The sequence below is a fragment of the Isoptericola sp. NPDC019482 genome, from assembly GCF_040632295.1.
Lineage (GTDB): Bacteria > Actinomycetota > Actinomycetes > Actinomycetales > Cellulomonadaceae > Isoptericola.
The window spans coordinates 33,767-47,810 of sequence record NZ_JBEYBQ010000013.1 but is presented as its reverse complement, the minus strand read 5'-3'; the positions used below and the strand labels follow the sequence as shown (position 1 = coordinate 47,810).

General features: G+C 70.9%; 13 protein-coding genes and 1 pseudogene. All 14 read left to right on the top strand.

Going from position 1 to position 14,044, the window contains the following annotated elements; translation table 11 throughout:
• Window positions 1–16: 16 nt before the first annotated feature.
• The 14 genes and pseudogenes from ABZ493_RS10955 (at window position 17) to ABZ493_RS10890 (ending at window position 13,661) form a co-directional block, all read left to right on the top strand.
• A complete protein-coding gene (locus ABZ493_RS10955; protein WP_430582193.1) occupies window positions 17–694 on the top strand; it encodes an SAF domain-containing protein in 678 nt (225 codons plus the stop codon).
• A gap of 48 nt (window positions 695–742) precedes the next feature.
• On the top strand, window positions 743–1,468 hold the full coding sequence (locus ABZ493_RS10950) for a hypothetical protein (RefSeq protein WP_430582192.1): 726 nt from the start codon (window positions 743–745) through the stop codon (window positions 1,466–1,468).
• On the top strand, window positions 1,465–3,027 hold the full coding sequence (locus tag ABZ493_RS10945; protein ID WP_430582191.1) for an ATPase, T2SS/T4P/T4SS family: 1,563 nt from the start codon (window positions 1,465–1,467) through the stop codon (window positions 3,025–3,027). Before ABZ493_RS10950 ends, ABZ493_RS10945 begins: the two co-directional genes overlap by 4 nt.
• A gap of 70 nt (window positions 3,028–3,097) precedes the next feature.
• Window positions 3,098–3,892, top strand: a complete 795-nt coding sequence (locus tag ABZ493_RS10940; protein WP_430582190.1) for a type II secretion system F family protein — start codon at window positions 3,098–3,100, stop codon at window positions 3,890–3,892.
• The gene (locus tag ABZ493_RS10935; protein ID WP_430582189.1) at window positions 3,889–4,797 is read left to right on the top strand and encodes a type II secretion system F family protein; all 909 of its coding nucleotides are present in this window, start codon (window positions 3,889–3,891) and stop codon (window positions 4,795–4,797) included. The genes ABZ493_RS10940 and ABZ493_RS10935 overlap by 4 nt, the downstream gene beginning before the upstream one ends.
• 35 nt (window positions 4,798–4,832) lie before the next feature.
• Window positions 4,833–5,018, top strand: a complete 186-nt coding sequence (locus tag ABZ493_RS10930; protein WP_430582188.1) for a hypothetical protein — start codon at window positions 4,833–4,835, stop codon at window positions 5,016–5,018.
• 58 nt (window positions 5,019–5,076) lie between these two features.
• A complete protein-coding gene (locus ABZ493_RS10925; RefSeq protein WP_430582187.1) occupies window positions 5,077–5,451 on the top strand; it encodes a TadE family protein in 375 nt (124 codons plus the stop codon).
• Complete coding sequence (locus ABZ493_RS10920; RefSeq protein ID WP_430582186.1) at window positions 5,448–5,891, top strand: TadE family protein; 444 nt, start codon at window positions 5,448–5,450, stop codon at window positions 5,889–5,891. Before ABZ493_RS10925 ends, ABZ493_RS10920 begins: the two co-directional genes overlap by 4 nt.
• Window positions 5,888–6,337: a pilus assembly protein TadG-related protein gene (locus ABZ493_RS10915; RefSeq protein ID WP_430582185.1), complete on the top strand. Its 450-nt coding sequence runs from the start codon at window positions 5,888–5,890 to the stop codon at window positions 6,335–6,337. Before ABZ493_RS10920 ends, ABZ493_RS10915 begins: the two co-directional genes overlap by 4 nt.
• The gene (locus tag ABZ493_RS10910; protein ID WP_430582184.1) at window positions 6,334–9,543 is read left to right on the top strand and encodes a LysM peptidoglycan-binding domain-containing protein; all 3,210 of its coding nucleotides are present in this window, start codon (window positions 6,334–6,336) and stop codon (window positions 9,541–9,543) included. The genes ABZ493_RS10915 and ABZ493_RS10910 overlap by 4 nt, the downstream gene beginning before the upstream one ends.
• A gap of 22 nt (window positions 9,544–9,565) precedes the next feature.
• A pseudogene (locus ABZ493_RS10905) lies at window positions 9,566–10,236 on the top strand (IS3 family transposase); the annotation flags it as partial.
• A 138-nt stretch (window positions 10,237–10,374) separates the two neighbouring features.
• Window positions 10,375–10,953: a hypothetical protein gene (locus tag ABZ493_RS10900; RefSeq protein ID WP_430582183.1), complete on the top strand. Its 579-nt coding sequence runs from the start codon at window positions 10,375–10,377 to the stop codon at window positions 10,951–10,953.
• Entirely contained in the window at window positions 10,950–12,353 is a 1,404-nt protein-coding gene (locus ABZ493_RS10895; RefSeq protein WP_430582182.1) for a hypothetical protein, read from the top strand. Before ABZ493_RS10900 ends, ABZ493_RS10895 begins: the two co-directional genes overlap by 4 nt.
• 390 nt (window positions 12,354–12,743) lie before the next feature.
• Window positions 12,744–13,661 (top strand): bifunctional DNA primase/polymerase, encoded by a 918-nt coding sequence (locus ABZ493_RS10890; RefSeq protein WP_430582181.1) that lies wholly within the window; start codon window positions 12,744–12,746, stop codon window positions 13,659–13,661.
• Window positions 13,662–14,044: the final 383 nt, after the last annotated feature.

Genomic DNA, 14,044 nt, shown 5'->3' with positions numbered 1-14,044 from the left:
GGGAAGGACGGACGTCATGTCCGAGACCACCACGCGGACGTCGACGCCGGGCAGCAGCGGCGCGACTCCTCCAACCGAACACTCCCCGGCACCGCCGGGGACGCGCCGCCGGCCGGCGATCACCGTCGTCGCGCTCGTGCTGGCCGCGGTCGGCGCGGTCATGGGGTGGACCCTGTGGACGTCGGAGGACTCGACGATCGAGGTGCTCGCCGCCCAGGACACCATCAGTCGTGGCGAGGTGATCGACAAGGCCGACCTGGCAGTCAGACGGGTCCCGGCGGACCTGGGTTGGTCCGTCGTCGAGGCGTCGCGGCTGGACGACGTCGTCGGGCAGCGCGCGGCGTACGACGTCGCGGCCGGCACGGCGGTCGCCATGGACGCGGTGTCCGATGCGAACGTTCCGGCAGACGGGTCCGCCGTGGTGGGCGTGGCGCTCGAGACCCGCCAGGCGCCCGGCATGCCGTTGCAGGTGGGTGACCGGGTCGCGGTGGTCGTTACCCCGGCCGGTGGGGGCGAGGTCAGCTCCGAGGCGGTTCCCGAGTCGACCGCCGCCGAGGTCGCGGGTGTGCAGGTCGATCCCGAGACGGGCAACACCGTCCTAGACCTGCTGGTCCCGGAGCCGCAGTCCGCGCTGTTGGCCGCCCGCGTCGCCACCGGGAACTTCGCCGTCGTGCTCCAGTCCCGGGACCGGTGACGGGTCATGGCGGTCATCGCACTTTGCTCCGCGTCCGGTTCGCCCGGGGTGACGACGACGACGGTCGCGCTCGCGTGGACGTGGCCCCGACCGGTCCTGCTCCTCGAGGCCGACCCGGGCGGCGGGTCGGCGATCCTCTCTGGGACGTTCGGCGGGTTCCGCGAGTACACGACCGGCTTGGTCGAGCTCACGACGACGCCGCTCGACCTCGCCGACGCGTTGCAGGATGTCGGCCAGCCAGTCGCGGACACGCAAGTCACGTTCGTGGCCGGCCCGCGCTCGCACCTGCAGTCGGCAAGCCTCGAACCATTGTGGGGGCGGTTGGCCGATGTGCTCGACGATCTCGACACCTCGGGGCAGGACGTCATCGTCGATGCCGGACGCCTCGGTATGCGGGGGTCGCCCGAGCCGCTGCTCGCCCTGGCCGATCTCACGCTGATCGTGAGCCGCACCGACTTGGTGTCGCTGTCCGCGGTGCGCACCTGGGCGGGCGCACTCACCGATCACGCCCTCGCCTGGCGCGACCCGGGTCTGCTCCTCGTGGGCGCAGGACGGCCGTACTCGGCCGCGGAGGTCGGCAAGAGTCTCGGCCTGCCGATCGTCGCCACCGTGCGCGACGACGCCGAGGCCGCGGCCGTCTACCACTCCGGCACGACACCGGGCCGTTCGTGGGCCACCGGCGCGTACGTGCGCAGCATCCGCGCCGCCGGCGCGGCGATCACCGCACGGATCGCGCGCGGACGCGTCGACCTGACGGCGGAGGTGAACTCGTGACGGACCGCACCGACACCAGCGCACGCACGCAGGGTGACGAGCAAGAAGGGATGAGCCCCGAGGGTGGTGACCGGCTGGCCGCCAGCCCGCTGTTCGCCCAGCCGATGCCTGACCTTGCGGGTGCCTCGCCGTGGCAGGCAGGTCCGCCGTCGTTCCGCGACCCGTTGCCGGAGCCGCCGTTGCCGGAGCCGCCCGGTCCCGATGACGACATCGACGTCGACTGGGGTGTGGTCGCCCGCCTGCGGGCGCGTGCCTCGGAGCAGATCGCGGCCGCCGAGCACGCCGACGTAGCGCCGCCCGACCGTGCGGACCAGCGGCAGCGCGGGCTGGCGATCTTGATGGACCTGGTCGCGGCCGCGAACGGCGAGCGTGTCGACGCGGGCTCGCCGGCGTGGACTCCCGAGCAGTTGCACGGCCTGACCCGGGCGGTGGTCGACTCACTTTTCGGGCTGGGGCGACTGCAGCCGCTGGTCGACCGCGCCGACGTGGAGAACATCGAGATCGACGGGTGCGACAACGTGCGCCTGCAGCTGGTGGACGGCTCCTACGAGCCGGGCCCGCCGGTCGCGGAGTCCGACGACGAGCTCGTGGAGTTCCTCGTCTTCCTCGCCTCCCGCTCGGAGGTCAACTCCCGCGCCTTCTCCCCCGCTCAGCCGAACCTCGACATGCGCCTGGACGGCGGGGCGCGACTCTCGGCGACCGCATGGGTGTCCACCCGGCCGCAGATCAACATCCGCCTGCACCGCCTCGTGCAGGTGGGCTTGGACGACCTTGTCGCCAACGGCACGCTGACCGCCGTGCAGGCGTCGTTCCTGGCCGCCGCAGTGCGCGCACGCCGCTCCGTCGTCGTCTCGGGGGCGCAGGGCGCGGGCAAGACGACGCTGGTGCGGGCGCTGTGCGGGCAGATTCCCTACGGCGAGTCGATCGGCACGTTCGAGACCGAGTACGAGCTGTTCCTGCACGAGATGCCCGGCCGGCACGCCATGGTCCGTCACTACGAGGCCCGGCCCGGCGTCGGAGAGCTCGGCGCCGACGGCCGGCAAGCCGGCGAGTACACGCTCGACCAGCTGCTCTACAACTCCTTCCGACAGAACCTCTCGCGGCAGATCGTCGGCGAGGTCCGCGGCAAGGAGGTCTGGACGATGGTCAAGGCCATGGAATCCGGTACCGGCTCGATCTCGACCACTCATGCCTCGGACGCCGAGGCTGCCATCCGCAAGCTCGTCACGTGCGCGATGGAGGCTGGCCCGCACGTCACCCAGCAGCTCTCGACGTCGAAGCTCGCAGAAACAATCGACCTGGTGGTGCACGTCGACCTGGACGCCGGCCACGCGGCTGACGCCAACCGCAGCGGGAGGGTCCGCCCGCGTCGCCGGGTCTCGGAGATCATCGCCGTCTCACCGGGCGAGGAGGCCAAGGGGTACGCCGTCACGCACGTGTTCCGGTCCGACGACGACGGCGCCGCCGTCCCGCACGTGCTGCCGCAGGAGTACCGCGCTCTTGCACGCCATGGCTTCGACCTGAACGGCTTCCTGCGCGACCAGGGGCAGGTGACCTGACATGACCTGGACGGCCCTCGGCTAGGTCACCGCCGGGATCCTGCTGTTCGGTGGTCTCGGGCTGCTGATCATGGCGCTCACCGGCCAGCTCGACCGTGCGCCCACTCGCCGTCCGGCGCGCCCGGGATCGTGGCGTGGGTGGCTGTCGCGGACGTCTCCGCGCACCCGGGTCCTGCTGGCCACCGGGCTGCTCACCGGGATCGTGTGTTGGCAGGTCACCGGTTGGGTGCTCGCCGTTCCGGCGGTGCCGCTCGCCATCGTCGGCCTGCCCTGGTTGCTGTCCGCCGGCAATGCGAAGGTGACCATCGGCCGCCTCGAGGCGCTGGAGGAGTGGACACGGTCGCTGGCCGGCGTGGTGCACGTGGGCGTCGGGCTCGAGGAGGCGCTGGCAGCCTCCATCCGTTCGACCCCGACGGCGATCCACGGTGAGGTCGCCCGGCTCGTCGCCCGGCTGCGGGCCCGGTGGAACACCGAGGAGGCCATCCGGGCGTTCGCTGACGACCTCGACGACGCGACCGGCGACCTCATCGCGGCGAACCTCATCCTGGCCGCACGCCGTCGCGGTCACGGTCTCGCGGACGTGCTCCAGGCCCTGGCCCGCACGGTCGCCGACGACGTGCGCAACCGGCGCCAGATCGAGGCCGACCGCGCCAAGCCGCGTGCCACTGCCCGCTGGGTCACCGCCATCTCCCTCGTCGTGCTGGCCGTGCTGACGTTCTCGGGCGACTACGTGCGCCCCTACGGCACGCCCATCGGCCAGGTGGTGCTCGCCGGGCTACTCACCGCGTACGTCGCCTGTCTCGTCTGGCTCAAGCGCATGGCCACCGGACGCCCCGCGCCCCGGATCCTCCGGAGCCGGTCATGAGCAGCGGGCTGATCGTGTCGATGCTGGCCGGTGCGTGCATCGGTCTGTCGATCGCGCTGCTGATCGGGCGCCTGTTGCCCGTGCACGCCGACCTCAAGGGCGCTCTGGACCGCCTCGCGCCGCCCCGCCGCGGCACAGACCTGCCGACGTCGGACGTCCAGGCGGCAGGTGGCACCGAACGCGTCGGTCATTGGGCCATGGCGGCCCTGCCGGCGGAGGTGTGGGTGCGCACCCCGCGGCGCGAGCTCGCCCTCCTGAACAAACCGCTGTCCCGGTTCTACGGGGAGAAGCTCACGTATGCCGCCGTCGGGCTGGCCGCCCCCGCCTTTCTCACCGCCCTGTTCACCGCCCTGGGCGTTCGGCTGCCGTTCACGCTGTCCGCCGTCGCCTCGCTCGCGCTGGCCATGGTGATGTTCTTCCTGCCGGACTACAACGCCCGCGACGACGCCGCGAAAGCGCGCGTCGAGTTCCGCCGCGCGTTGGGCGCGTACGTCGAGCTGGTCGCCCTCGAACGCACCAACGGGTCCGGGGTGCGCCAGGCCATGGAGGCCGCGGCCGGTATCGGTTCCTCGTGGGTCTTCACCCGTATCGACGAGGAGCTGTCCCGCTCGCGGCTGTCGGGCGTCCCGCCCTGGTCAGCGTTGCGCACCCTGGGCGACGACCTCGGTCTGCCCGAACTGCACGACTTCGCCGACATCATGCGGCTGTCCGGCGAACAGGGCGCCGCCGTCTACTCCAACCTGCGAGCCCGCGCCGACTCGATGCGCTCGGCCCTGCTCGCCGAAGAGCTCGCCGAGGCCAACGACACCGGCGAGCGCATGTCGATACCCGGATCCGCTCTCGGCATCGTCTTCATGGCGCTGCTCATGGCACCCGCACTGCTGCGGATGTTCACCAGTACCTGACCTCGCCCGCGAGGTCCACGCGAAAGGAATTGCTCATGTCCCGTCTCATCGCCGCCCTCACCGTGGTGCGGGCCTACCTGCGCGAGAAGGTGCCCGAGCCCGAACGCGGCTCGGTCACGATGGAGCACGTTCTGTGGGCGGTGGCCGTGATCGCCATCGTCGGCATCGTCGTCGTCGCGGTCACGAACTATGTCACCCAGCAGGCCGGACTCATCCAGTAGTCGCCGCCCTCGCCGACGACGCCGGCTCTTCGGCGGGCGGCATCGTGCGCGGGCCAGGGTGGGCGACGCGGAGCGTGGCTCGACGACCGTCGAGCTCGCGCTGCTGCTGCCCGCCGTCTTCCTGGTGATGTTCCTCGGCCTGCAGGCCGCTCTCTACTTCCACGCCCGCACCGTGGCGATCACCGCCGCCACCGAGGGCGCGAAGGCGGCCGCCGTCGAACAGGGCAGCGCGTCCGACGGCGCCGCGGCGGCGCTGTCGTTCGTCGCCGACGCCGGCGGCGACGACGTCCTGCCAGGTGCGGGCGCCACCGGAACGATGACCGCCACCGCCGTCACCATCGTGGTCACCGGCAGCGCCCTGTCCGTGATCCCCGGGTGGGCACCGGACGTGCGACAGCACGTCACCGCCCCACGCGAACGGCTCACCTCATGACTGCCGCATGCCCCAGCAATGCCGATCGCGAGCGCGGCTCCGCCCCGCTCGAGGCCGCGATCGTCGTGCCCGCGTTCATGCTCCTCGTGGCGCTCGTCGTGCTGGGTGGGCGGATCTCTCTCGCCCACCAGGTGGTGCAGTCTGCGGCCGCGGACGCCGCCCGATCGGCCTCGCTGGAACGCACCAATACCGCGGCGCGGAACGCGGCCGCGAGCGCCGCCGGGGTCGCCCTGGCCGGGCAGCAGGTGGAGTGCGCGTCCACCGATGTCGGCGTCGACTCGACCGGCTTCGGAGGCGAGGCGGGTGCTGCGTCGCGGGTGACGGTCACCGTGTCGTGCCGGGTGAGCCTGAGCGACCTCACCCTCATCCCAGGGCTGCCGGGCACACGCGAGGTCGCGGCATCGATGACGAGCCCGATCGACCGGTGGAGGTCCCAGTGACACGGTCACCACGGAGCGGCGACTGCTCGCAGAGGGAGGCCGAGCGCGGGTCGATCTCGGTGTGGGCGGCGATCGCGTCCGCGGCGATGATCCTGTGCGTCGGTCTGGCGGTCGACCTCGGCGGGCAGGTGCACACCCTGCAGCGGGCCCACGACCTGGCACAGCAGGCCGCGCGCGCCGGAGGTCAGGAGCTCGACGCGGCGCACGCGATGCGCGGTGACGTCATCGCCGTCGACGTCGCAGCCGCCAAGACCGAGGCACACCGCTACCTCAACGCCGCCGGCGCGACCGGAACCGTACAGGTCACAGCAGGTACCCGGGTGACCGTCACGGTGACTGACACCTACGACACCGTCGTGCTGGGCGTCATCGGCATCACCAGTCTGGGCGTCACCGCGGACGCCACCGCCCGCACGGTGCGGACCATGGGAGGGACGGAACAGTGAACCAGCTCACCCAGCGGCTGCAAGGCATGGCCGGCCTGCTCGCGATCGTCGCGTTCGTCGTCGGCGTGCCCGTGCTACTGCTGGCGGTGAACGCTGCGCCCTGGCTCACCGACTGGGGCGCCGTCGGGCAGCGGCTGACGATGGCAGACAACGGCACCCTCCTGGTCACCTTCCTGGCGACGCTCTCCTGGATCGGATGGGCGTACTTCACGCTGTCGCTCGGCGTCGAGGCGGTCGCGCGTATCCGCGGCACGGAAGTGCCGCACTGGCGAGGTCTGGGACTGTCACGGACCGTCGCTCGCCGAGCGTTCGACGTCGCAGCGTTGGCATTCGTCGCCATGCCGTCACTCGCCCCGGCCGGCAGCCCGACGGCGCAGGCCACGACGTCGGTGAGCCAGCCCGTGGTGCCTGCCGAGATGGACGCCGTTGCCGTGCAGTCCGCCCATGTGGGCCGGAGCGCGACGGCGGTGGTCGCCGCGGCTCACGTGGAGGAGGCGCCGTCGGGCGTCGTCGAGTACACCGTGCGCCGCGGCGACAGCCTGTGGCGCATCGCCGAGCAGAAGCTCGGCGACGGACACCGCTGGACCGAGATCCACCGCCTCAACCGTTCCGTCCTCGGTGACGACCCGGACCTCATCGCCCCAGGCACGCTGCTGCTCCTACCCGACAAGGCGCCAGCGCCGTCCACGGCCGCGACCGGGACCTACACGGTGCAGCCCGGCGACACGCTCTCCCAGATCGCAGCCGACACACTCGGCGACCCGGATCGCTATCCCGAGATCGCCGACGCCTCCCGGGACATCACGCAGCCCGGCGGGGAGCGGCTCACCGATCCCGACCACATCGAGCCCGGCTGGACGCTTGCCGTCTCCCCCGACGCCGAGCACGCCGCGGCGGACGCCGACCTCGAGGACAACGGACCCGTGGACGGCGAGCACGGCGACGCGATCGCACCCACCATCCCCGGCACGGAGGCTGCTCCCCCGCCCACGACCGCACCGCGCACCGCACAGCCCGCGGTACCACCACCGACTCCGTCGACTAGCGCCGCCGGTGCGGAGAGCCGCGAGGCGACCGAGGCGCCTTCCCGCGCCGATGAGGCCGACCCGACGGAGATCGAGAACGACTCGGTTCCCGTGCCGGCCTGGTTCGTGCCTGGGCTCGCGGGGGCCGGCTCCCTCCTCGGCGCCGGGGTGTTCCTCACGGTCCGCGCCCACCGCCGCACGCAACTGCGCTCGCGCTTACCGGGGCACATCATCGCCCCGGTGCCCGTCGACCTCGTGCCTGCCGAAGAGACCGCGCGCATCGTCGGCCGACCTGCCTCCGGGAGTCTCCAGGCTCTCGACCGCGCCTTGCGCTCCCTCGCGACCGCGTTCCTCGACCCATCCCGCTACCCACCGCTGCTGTCGGTCGAGCTATCCACCACCCGCATCACCCTGCACCTGGCCGAGGACGCCGACCTCCCCGCGCCGTGGATCGGCGAGCGCACCACCTGGCACGCCCCCGTCGACGGCGACCACCAGGACATCGACATGGTCCCGCCGTACCCGATGCTCGTCTCCGTCGGGCAGGCTGACGGCGGAGCACTGCACCTGGTCAACCTCGAGCGGGTCGCCGTGCTCTCGGTGACAGGCGACCCCGAGGTCGTCGAGGCGTTTGCCCGCCACGTCGCCACGGAGCTCGCCGTCGGCCCTTGGTCGTATCTCGTCGAGGTGCACGTCATCGACTTCGGCGAGGAGCTCCAGGCTCTCGACCCCAGCCGCCTCGCCCACACGTCGGCGGACGGGGCCTCCGCACTGGAGTCCGCCGCGGCGGACGTGGAGGCCTCTCGCGATGCCGGCGACTGGGACCCCGAGGACCTCACCGCTCTCGTACTCGGCCCGACGTCCGACCACGTCGCCGTTACCCGCCTGGCCGCCGCCATCGCCGAGCACGGCTCCCGACCTGGCATCGCCGTCCTCGCCACGGGGCTCGGTGACGCCCCGCTCGAAGACGCTACGGCCGCGGCGCTCACCCGCGACAAGCGCCTGCGCATCCCGGCGCTCGGTATCGACGTCCAGGCAGCGATGCTCACTGCCAACGAGGCACGAATCGTCGCGGACCTCCTCGCCGTCACGCAAACGCACGAGAACGTCCCGATGCCCGCCGACGAGACCGCGACCGACGGCGTGGAAGCTCTCGTCGACGTCGGCGGCGCGATCCGCCAGGAGCACGTCGAGCCCCGGCCCTGCGACGACGAACCCGCTGGCGAGCGCTCGCTCCTGCCCGCCTCAGCCGCTGACCATGCGGCTGCTGCCGCCGTGACCGTGGACGACGTCCACACCCTCGCGCCGGTCGTGCCCGACGAGACCACCGAGAAGGTCCTCGCGGCCGACCCGGACCTCGACCACGACCTCAAGCGGTGGAACCAAGGGTCCGACTGCCCCGTACCGAGGCTGGTGCTGCTGGGCCGCACCGACATCCGCGGCCTGCACGCCAACGTCACCGTCGCCGAACGCAAACAGCACTACGCCGAGGTCGCCGCATACCTGTGGGCTCACCCACGCGGCAGCCGCTCGGGCGATCTCGCCAAGGCCTTCAACTGCTCACCGGGCCGCTCCCGCACCGACATCGCTGATCTTCGCGCGTACTTCGGCGAACACCACGTGCCCAAGGCCCCGCGCCGTGGCACGCCCGAGGATGAAGACTGGCACGGCTCCCACCTCACCCGCGTTCTCGTCGACATCGACCTGTTCCGCCGGCTCCGTGCCCGTGGTACCGCCCTCGGTGCCAAGGACGGCGATCCGAGCGGCGTCGACTATCTGGTCCAGGCGCTCCGCCTCGTCCAGGGCGAACCGTTCACCGACGACCGCCACCGCGGCTGGGTCTGGCTGCACGAGGGTGAACGCCTGGACCACGAGATCGCTGCCGCCATCGTCGACACCGCCCTCGTCGTGCATGCGGTCACGCTGAACGCCGATCCACCCGACCTCGCCACCGCGCGCTTCGCCGCCAATACAGCGCTCATCGCCTCGCCGTACGACGAACCGGCTCGCCTTGCTCTCGCAGCCGTCGAAGACTCTGCTGGCCACCACACCGAAGCTGAGCGCCTCCGGCGTGAAAGTACTGACGGCCACACATGGGATCGCCGTGTCCCGCCAGACAGGCCCTCGCGCACGGCGAGGATTCAGCGATCAAACACGGTGGGCAGAACGGGCCTGGCCTAACGACGCCTTCCTGGAACAGTTCGAGGGGGTCGCCCGCGTGATGCGCGAGCACGGGATGGCCAGGATCCGGCTACGCCGGCGGGTGCGGACCACGGTCCCCGACCAGGCCTGGCGCAAGCACCCCGACCTGCTCGGCCGGGACTTCGCGGCCCCGGCCGTCAACCGCCGCTAAGTCGGGGACATCACCTATGTCCCGATCGCGGACGGCACCAATTGGTACCTGGCCACCGTCATCGACCTGCACTCACGCAAGCTCGCCGGGTGGGCGCTGGCCGACCACATGCGCACCGATCTCGCCACCGACGCGCTGCGGATGGCCCATGCCGTGCGCGGCAGCCTCGCCGGGACGATCTTCCACTCCGACCACGGGTCGGTTTACACGAGCAAGGATTTCGCGGCGGTGTGCGCCGACCTCGATGTCATGCAGTCGATGGGAGCGATCGGCACCAGCGCCGACAACGCCCTCGCGGAGTCGTTCAACGCAACCTACAAGCGCGAGACACTCGAGGGCGCGGCGGCCTTCCCCGATGCCGCGACAGCCCACCGGACCACGTTCCGTGGGTCAACCGGGATAACACCCGCCGACGCCACTCCGCGATCGGGAACGTCTCACCCGACACCTTCGAACGCGCCCTCGTCCCCGCGAGCACCGGCGACGACGTCGTACCCGCTACGATGACCAACGCTGCATAGCCTGCGAACACCGTGTCCGAGATCCTGGGTCAAGCCCCCCCTAGGTGCCCTCCGAAGGTTGGCGTCGAAACGGACCCACGTGCGATTTCACCCGCACCGGAAGGTGCACAGGCTGCTCTGAGCCGGGATCATGTCGCCATGCCCGCCGAAGAGACCCAGGAACTCGGCCGCGCCGCGGTTGCATCGGTCAAGCGCTGGCTGGAGGCGACGACCTACATCGCGCTCGAGTGGGACGTATACAACTACGTGCAGTACTGCAGCGTTGAACACCTGGGTGGACACAAGCGACTCGATCTCGCTGGCTCGTACCTCACCGGCACGAGGGACCTCGTATATGTCGAGTCGAAGCGGTACACGACTGCGGCCTCGGCGAGGTCTCTCTACGGACAGTTCCAGGACTTCCTCGCCGTCGCGTACAGCCATGCGCTCTTTCAGCGGACGAAACCGCACCCCCAAATCGCCCACTGGTACTGGGTCACGTATCACCCGTTCGAGCTCACGAGGTGGGCGCAGCTCGAGAGCCCCGGTGAGCTTACTGCCGCTGTCACTGCCGCCAGCTACGTTCCAGACGACGCTGTCGACACCACGTTGATTCACGAGGTCGCAAGTCGGATCACGGTGCTCGTCTACAACCCGAAGATGGAGCGCTTCACCATGACGCCCCAAGAGGTCCAGCGCGTCCTTGGGCACCTCGAGCGAAAGGCTGTAGGACTGTGACCGGTCTCGTCGAACGCATCCGGCACGCGAGCGAGGCGACTCTGCCCGGGGACTACGTTCGGGACGTCAAGACCGCCGTGATCGAAGAGATCCGAGCGATCGACGCGACGGCGACGGTCGAGGACACGACGTACTTCAACCACAGCGCCATCCCCGACCTGGTCCTCAGCTGGGCGGATCAGCGCGAGAGTCGCCAATTGTTCCTCCGAGGGTCCTACGCGGGGGTTATCGCGGGCAGAGATGTCGAGTACCTCGGCGAGAGCCGCCCGGTAGTTATGGCTCTGTCAGACGAGCGCGCAGATCTTCCGACCGCCCTTCGGCCCGAGCAGGCGAGCGGTCGCCGGGCGGAGACGCTCGTCACGGACAGCTCCGCTCTTGAGTCACTCTCGGAGGAACCCGTGAGCGAGTCACCGCTCGCGGGGCTCGTTCGAGCGAACTTCTTGCGCGGAGGTAAGGGGCACATCGACGAGGAGGTGGCCGGGGGTCTCGTCCGTGCGCCTGAGTTCGGCCCAGAGGCGACGTCGTTCGTCGATGTCGTCCGCAACTCTTTCAACGAGGCTGCCGCTACCCGGATCGAGCGCTCCGCCGGGATCATGGACCTCGCGCTCGGCCGGGACCTCTCGGAGTTGGAGTTCGACCCTGAGAATCCGACAGCCGCGCCTATACGCGGAGTCCTGTCGAAGGCCGAGATTGCGACACTCATCCCGTGGTTGCTCAGGACTCCTTCGGTGACCCAAGAGCCGCTGTTCTGGCGGTACGTCGGCTCGATGATGACGTTCAAGGACCTCGAGAACATCGCGACCGACGTTGCAGACCTCGACATGTCAGCACTCATCCGCGCCAACTCCGCTAGATGGGTTGCTGGCCGGTCCTACATCGGTGTGCGCCCAACCAGGGACGCAGCCGACGGTCTGGCAGAGCCGCTCGTCGGCGAGTGGTCGTTCCGCGGTGGACTGCTCGGGCTCGACGTCGGCGCTGCTCGTATCCAACTGGCGACGGATGGGCGACGCCTAAAGGGGCGCCCAGGCAGCTCAAGCGCCCGGTGGGAATCTGTGCGCGAGGTCCTTTCGGGTTCGAACGTTGTTGGAGCTCAGCTCCGTGGCGTCACCAAGGCCGTCACGGTCACGGCAAACGCCGGCAACGACATCCGCGACGACATCGAGCGCTTCGCCGCAGGAGATGCAGACGACTACTTCGTCGACGAGGTGAAGATCCAGTTGCCTGCCACAGAGGAACTGGCCGAGCGAGTCGTCACGGTTTCGTTCTCGAAGGCATTCGTGACCGCTGAGGAGGCTTCGCTTACCGACCTCGTCGACGCCACCACCGACGTTCTCGGATTCAGAGAACTCGCCGAGTTCCGAGGCGCAGCGCTCGCCCGAGAGGCTGAGAGTCCTCAGTGAGCTCTGTGGGCTCGAACCGCTGCCCCTAAGCCTGCACGACCGCGCCCCCGTCCCTCCCCTGGAGGGGCGGGGGTCTAGGGCCTGTTTCGGGGTTGGTCAGCGGTGGCTGATCCAGGCGAGGATGTCGGCGGCGATCGCGTGCGGGTCGGCGGCGGCCGCACCGTCCCGCGCCGCCCCCGCTGCACACGCCCGCCCGCGTAGTCGCCGCCCGCGCTGCGTCCAGCTCACACGTCGCGGCGCCAGACGATGGGCTTTTCCCCTCAGGGGCAAGCAGTCCAGTGATCGCGTCCACGTGCGCATCCTGACCTGCACCGACACCGGTTCTCCGGGTGCGCACGGGGTGCGCACGGTGTGCGCTTCCCCGTGCGCACCTGGCCGAGCGTCTGAGACATGGACTCGTCCTCGACGCAGACGCTGGCGGACACCGCTCCGCTGGTTCGTGCAGCACGCACGGCCTCGCTACCGGTGGCCGCTGCCGGGCTCGCCCACGCAGGTGTTCCGGTATTCCCGTGCTTGCCGACGGCGAAGGCCCCGCTGACGCAGCGAGGGTTCCTGGATGCGACGACGGACCCGGAGCAGGTGGCGTCGTGGTGGTGGCGCCGTCCGGACGCGAACGTCGGCATCCCGACCGGTGCCGCGTCCGGGTTCGATGTCGTCGACATCGACCTGAAGGCGGGGGCATCCGGCTTTCCCGCGTTCGAGCGGGCGCGGCGCGCAGGTCTGGTCAGTGGGTGGGGGCTGGTGGTGCGCACGCCGTCAGGCGGGATCCACGCGTACTTCGCGCACACCCCGGACAGTGAGCAGCGGTCGTGGCAGTCACCGGGCGCACATGTCGACTTCCGCGGCGACGGCGGGTACGTCGTCGCTCCCCCGTCCCTGTGCGCGACGCCGGACGGCACGGCGCGCCGGTACGAGCTGGTGTCGGTGGCGCCGCACCCGGCTGGGCCTGTGGACGCCGCCGCGTTGCGCACCTTCCTGGACCCGCCGCGTCCCGCGTCCTTCGTCGGCGGCCCGACGCCGTCCGCCCCGGGGGTGGGCGCCAGTCCGCAACGCCTGGCGGAGTGGGTGGCCGCCCGCCCGGTGGGCGGCCGGAATGCCGGCCTGTTCTGGGCGTCGTGCCGGATGGTCGAGAGCGGGTTCGACCTGCCTTCGACGCTCGGTTGTCTCGCCGAGGCCGCGCAGCGTGCCGGCCTCGGCGACCGCGAGATCGAGCGCACGGTCCGCTCGGCGTTCCGGCGCACGGCTCCCCTTCCCGACCAGGGCGGCGCGCCCAGCCGGCGTGACCGCGCACCGGAGGTGTCCTCGTGAATACCGAACCTGCCCCGAACGGCGCCCGCCAGAGCACCCGGCCGCCGATCGCGACGTCGCCGTCGCGTACCAACCTCACGCGCGCCGACGTTCCGGACCCGATGGCGGTGCACCGCGACCCTTCCCGCACGCCCCACGGCGGGCGTTCCTCCGTGTCACGCGGGGCCACGATCGCCACGCGTGCCCGGGCCGATGGCTACCGGTGGCTGCGCCTGGCCGACGTCGGGGTGATGGCGTCCCAGACCGTGATCGGGCGCGGGATCTCCCTCGACCATGAGCTGGCACGCTCCCTTCGCCGCGGCCCCCGCAAGGCGGTCACGGCGGTACGCCGGCGCACAGCCCGGGCGACGAACGTGTCAGCGCCGACGATGGCACCGACCTCC

Coding starts and splice junctions, on each gene's coding strand:
- ABZ493_RS10940 (WP_430582190.1), top strand. CDS start 3,098: ATGGCGCTCACCGGCCAGCTCGACCGTGCGCCCACTCGCCGTCCGGCG.
- ABZ493_RS10935 (WP_430582189.1), top strand. CDS start 3,889: ATGAGCAGCGGGCTGATCGTGTCGATGCTGGCCGGTGCGTGCATCGGT.
- ABZ493_RS10900 (WP_430582183.1), top strand. CDS start 10,375: ATGCCCGCCGAAGAGACCCAGGAACTCGGCCGCGCCGCGGTTGCATCG.
- ABZ493_RS10955 (WP_430582193.1), top strand. CDS start 17: ATGTCCGAGACCACCACGCGGACGTCGACGCCGGGCAGCAGCGGCGCG.
- ABZ493_RS10920 (WP_430582186.1), top strand. CDS start 5,448: ATGACTGCCGCATGCCCCAGCAATGCCGATCGCGAGCGCGGCTCCGCC.
- ABZ493_RS10930 (WP_430582188.1), top strand. CDS start 4,833: ATGTCCCGTCTCATCGCCGCCCTCACCGTGGTGCGGGCCTACCTGCGC.
- ABZ493_RS10890 (WP_430582181.1), top strand. CDS start 12,744: ATGGACTCGTCCTCGACGCAGACGCTGGCGGACACCGCTCCGCTGGTT.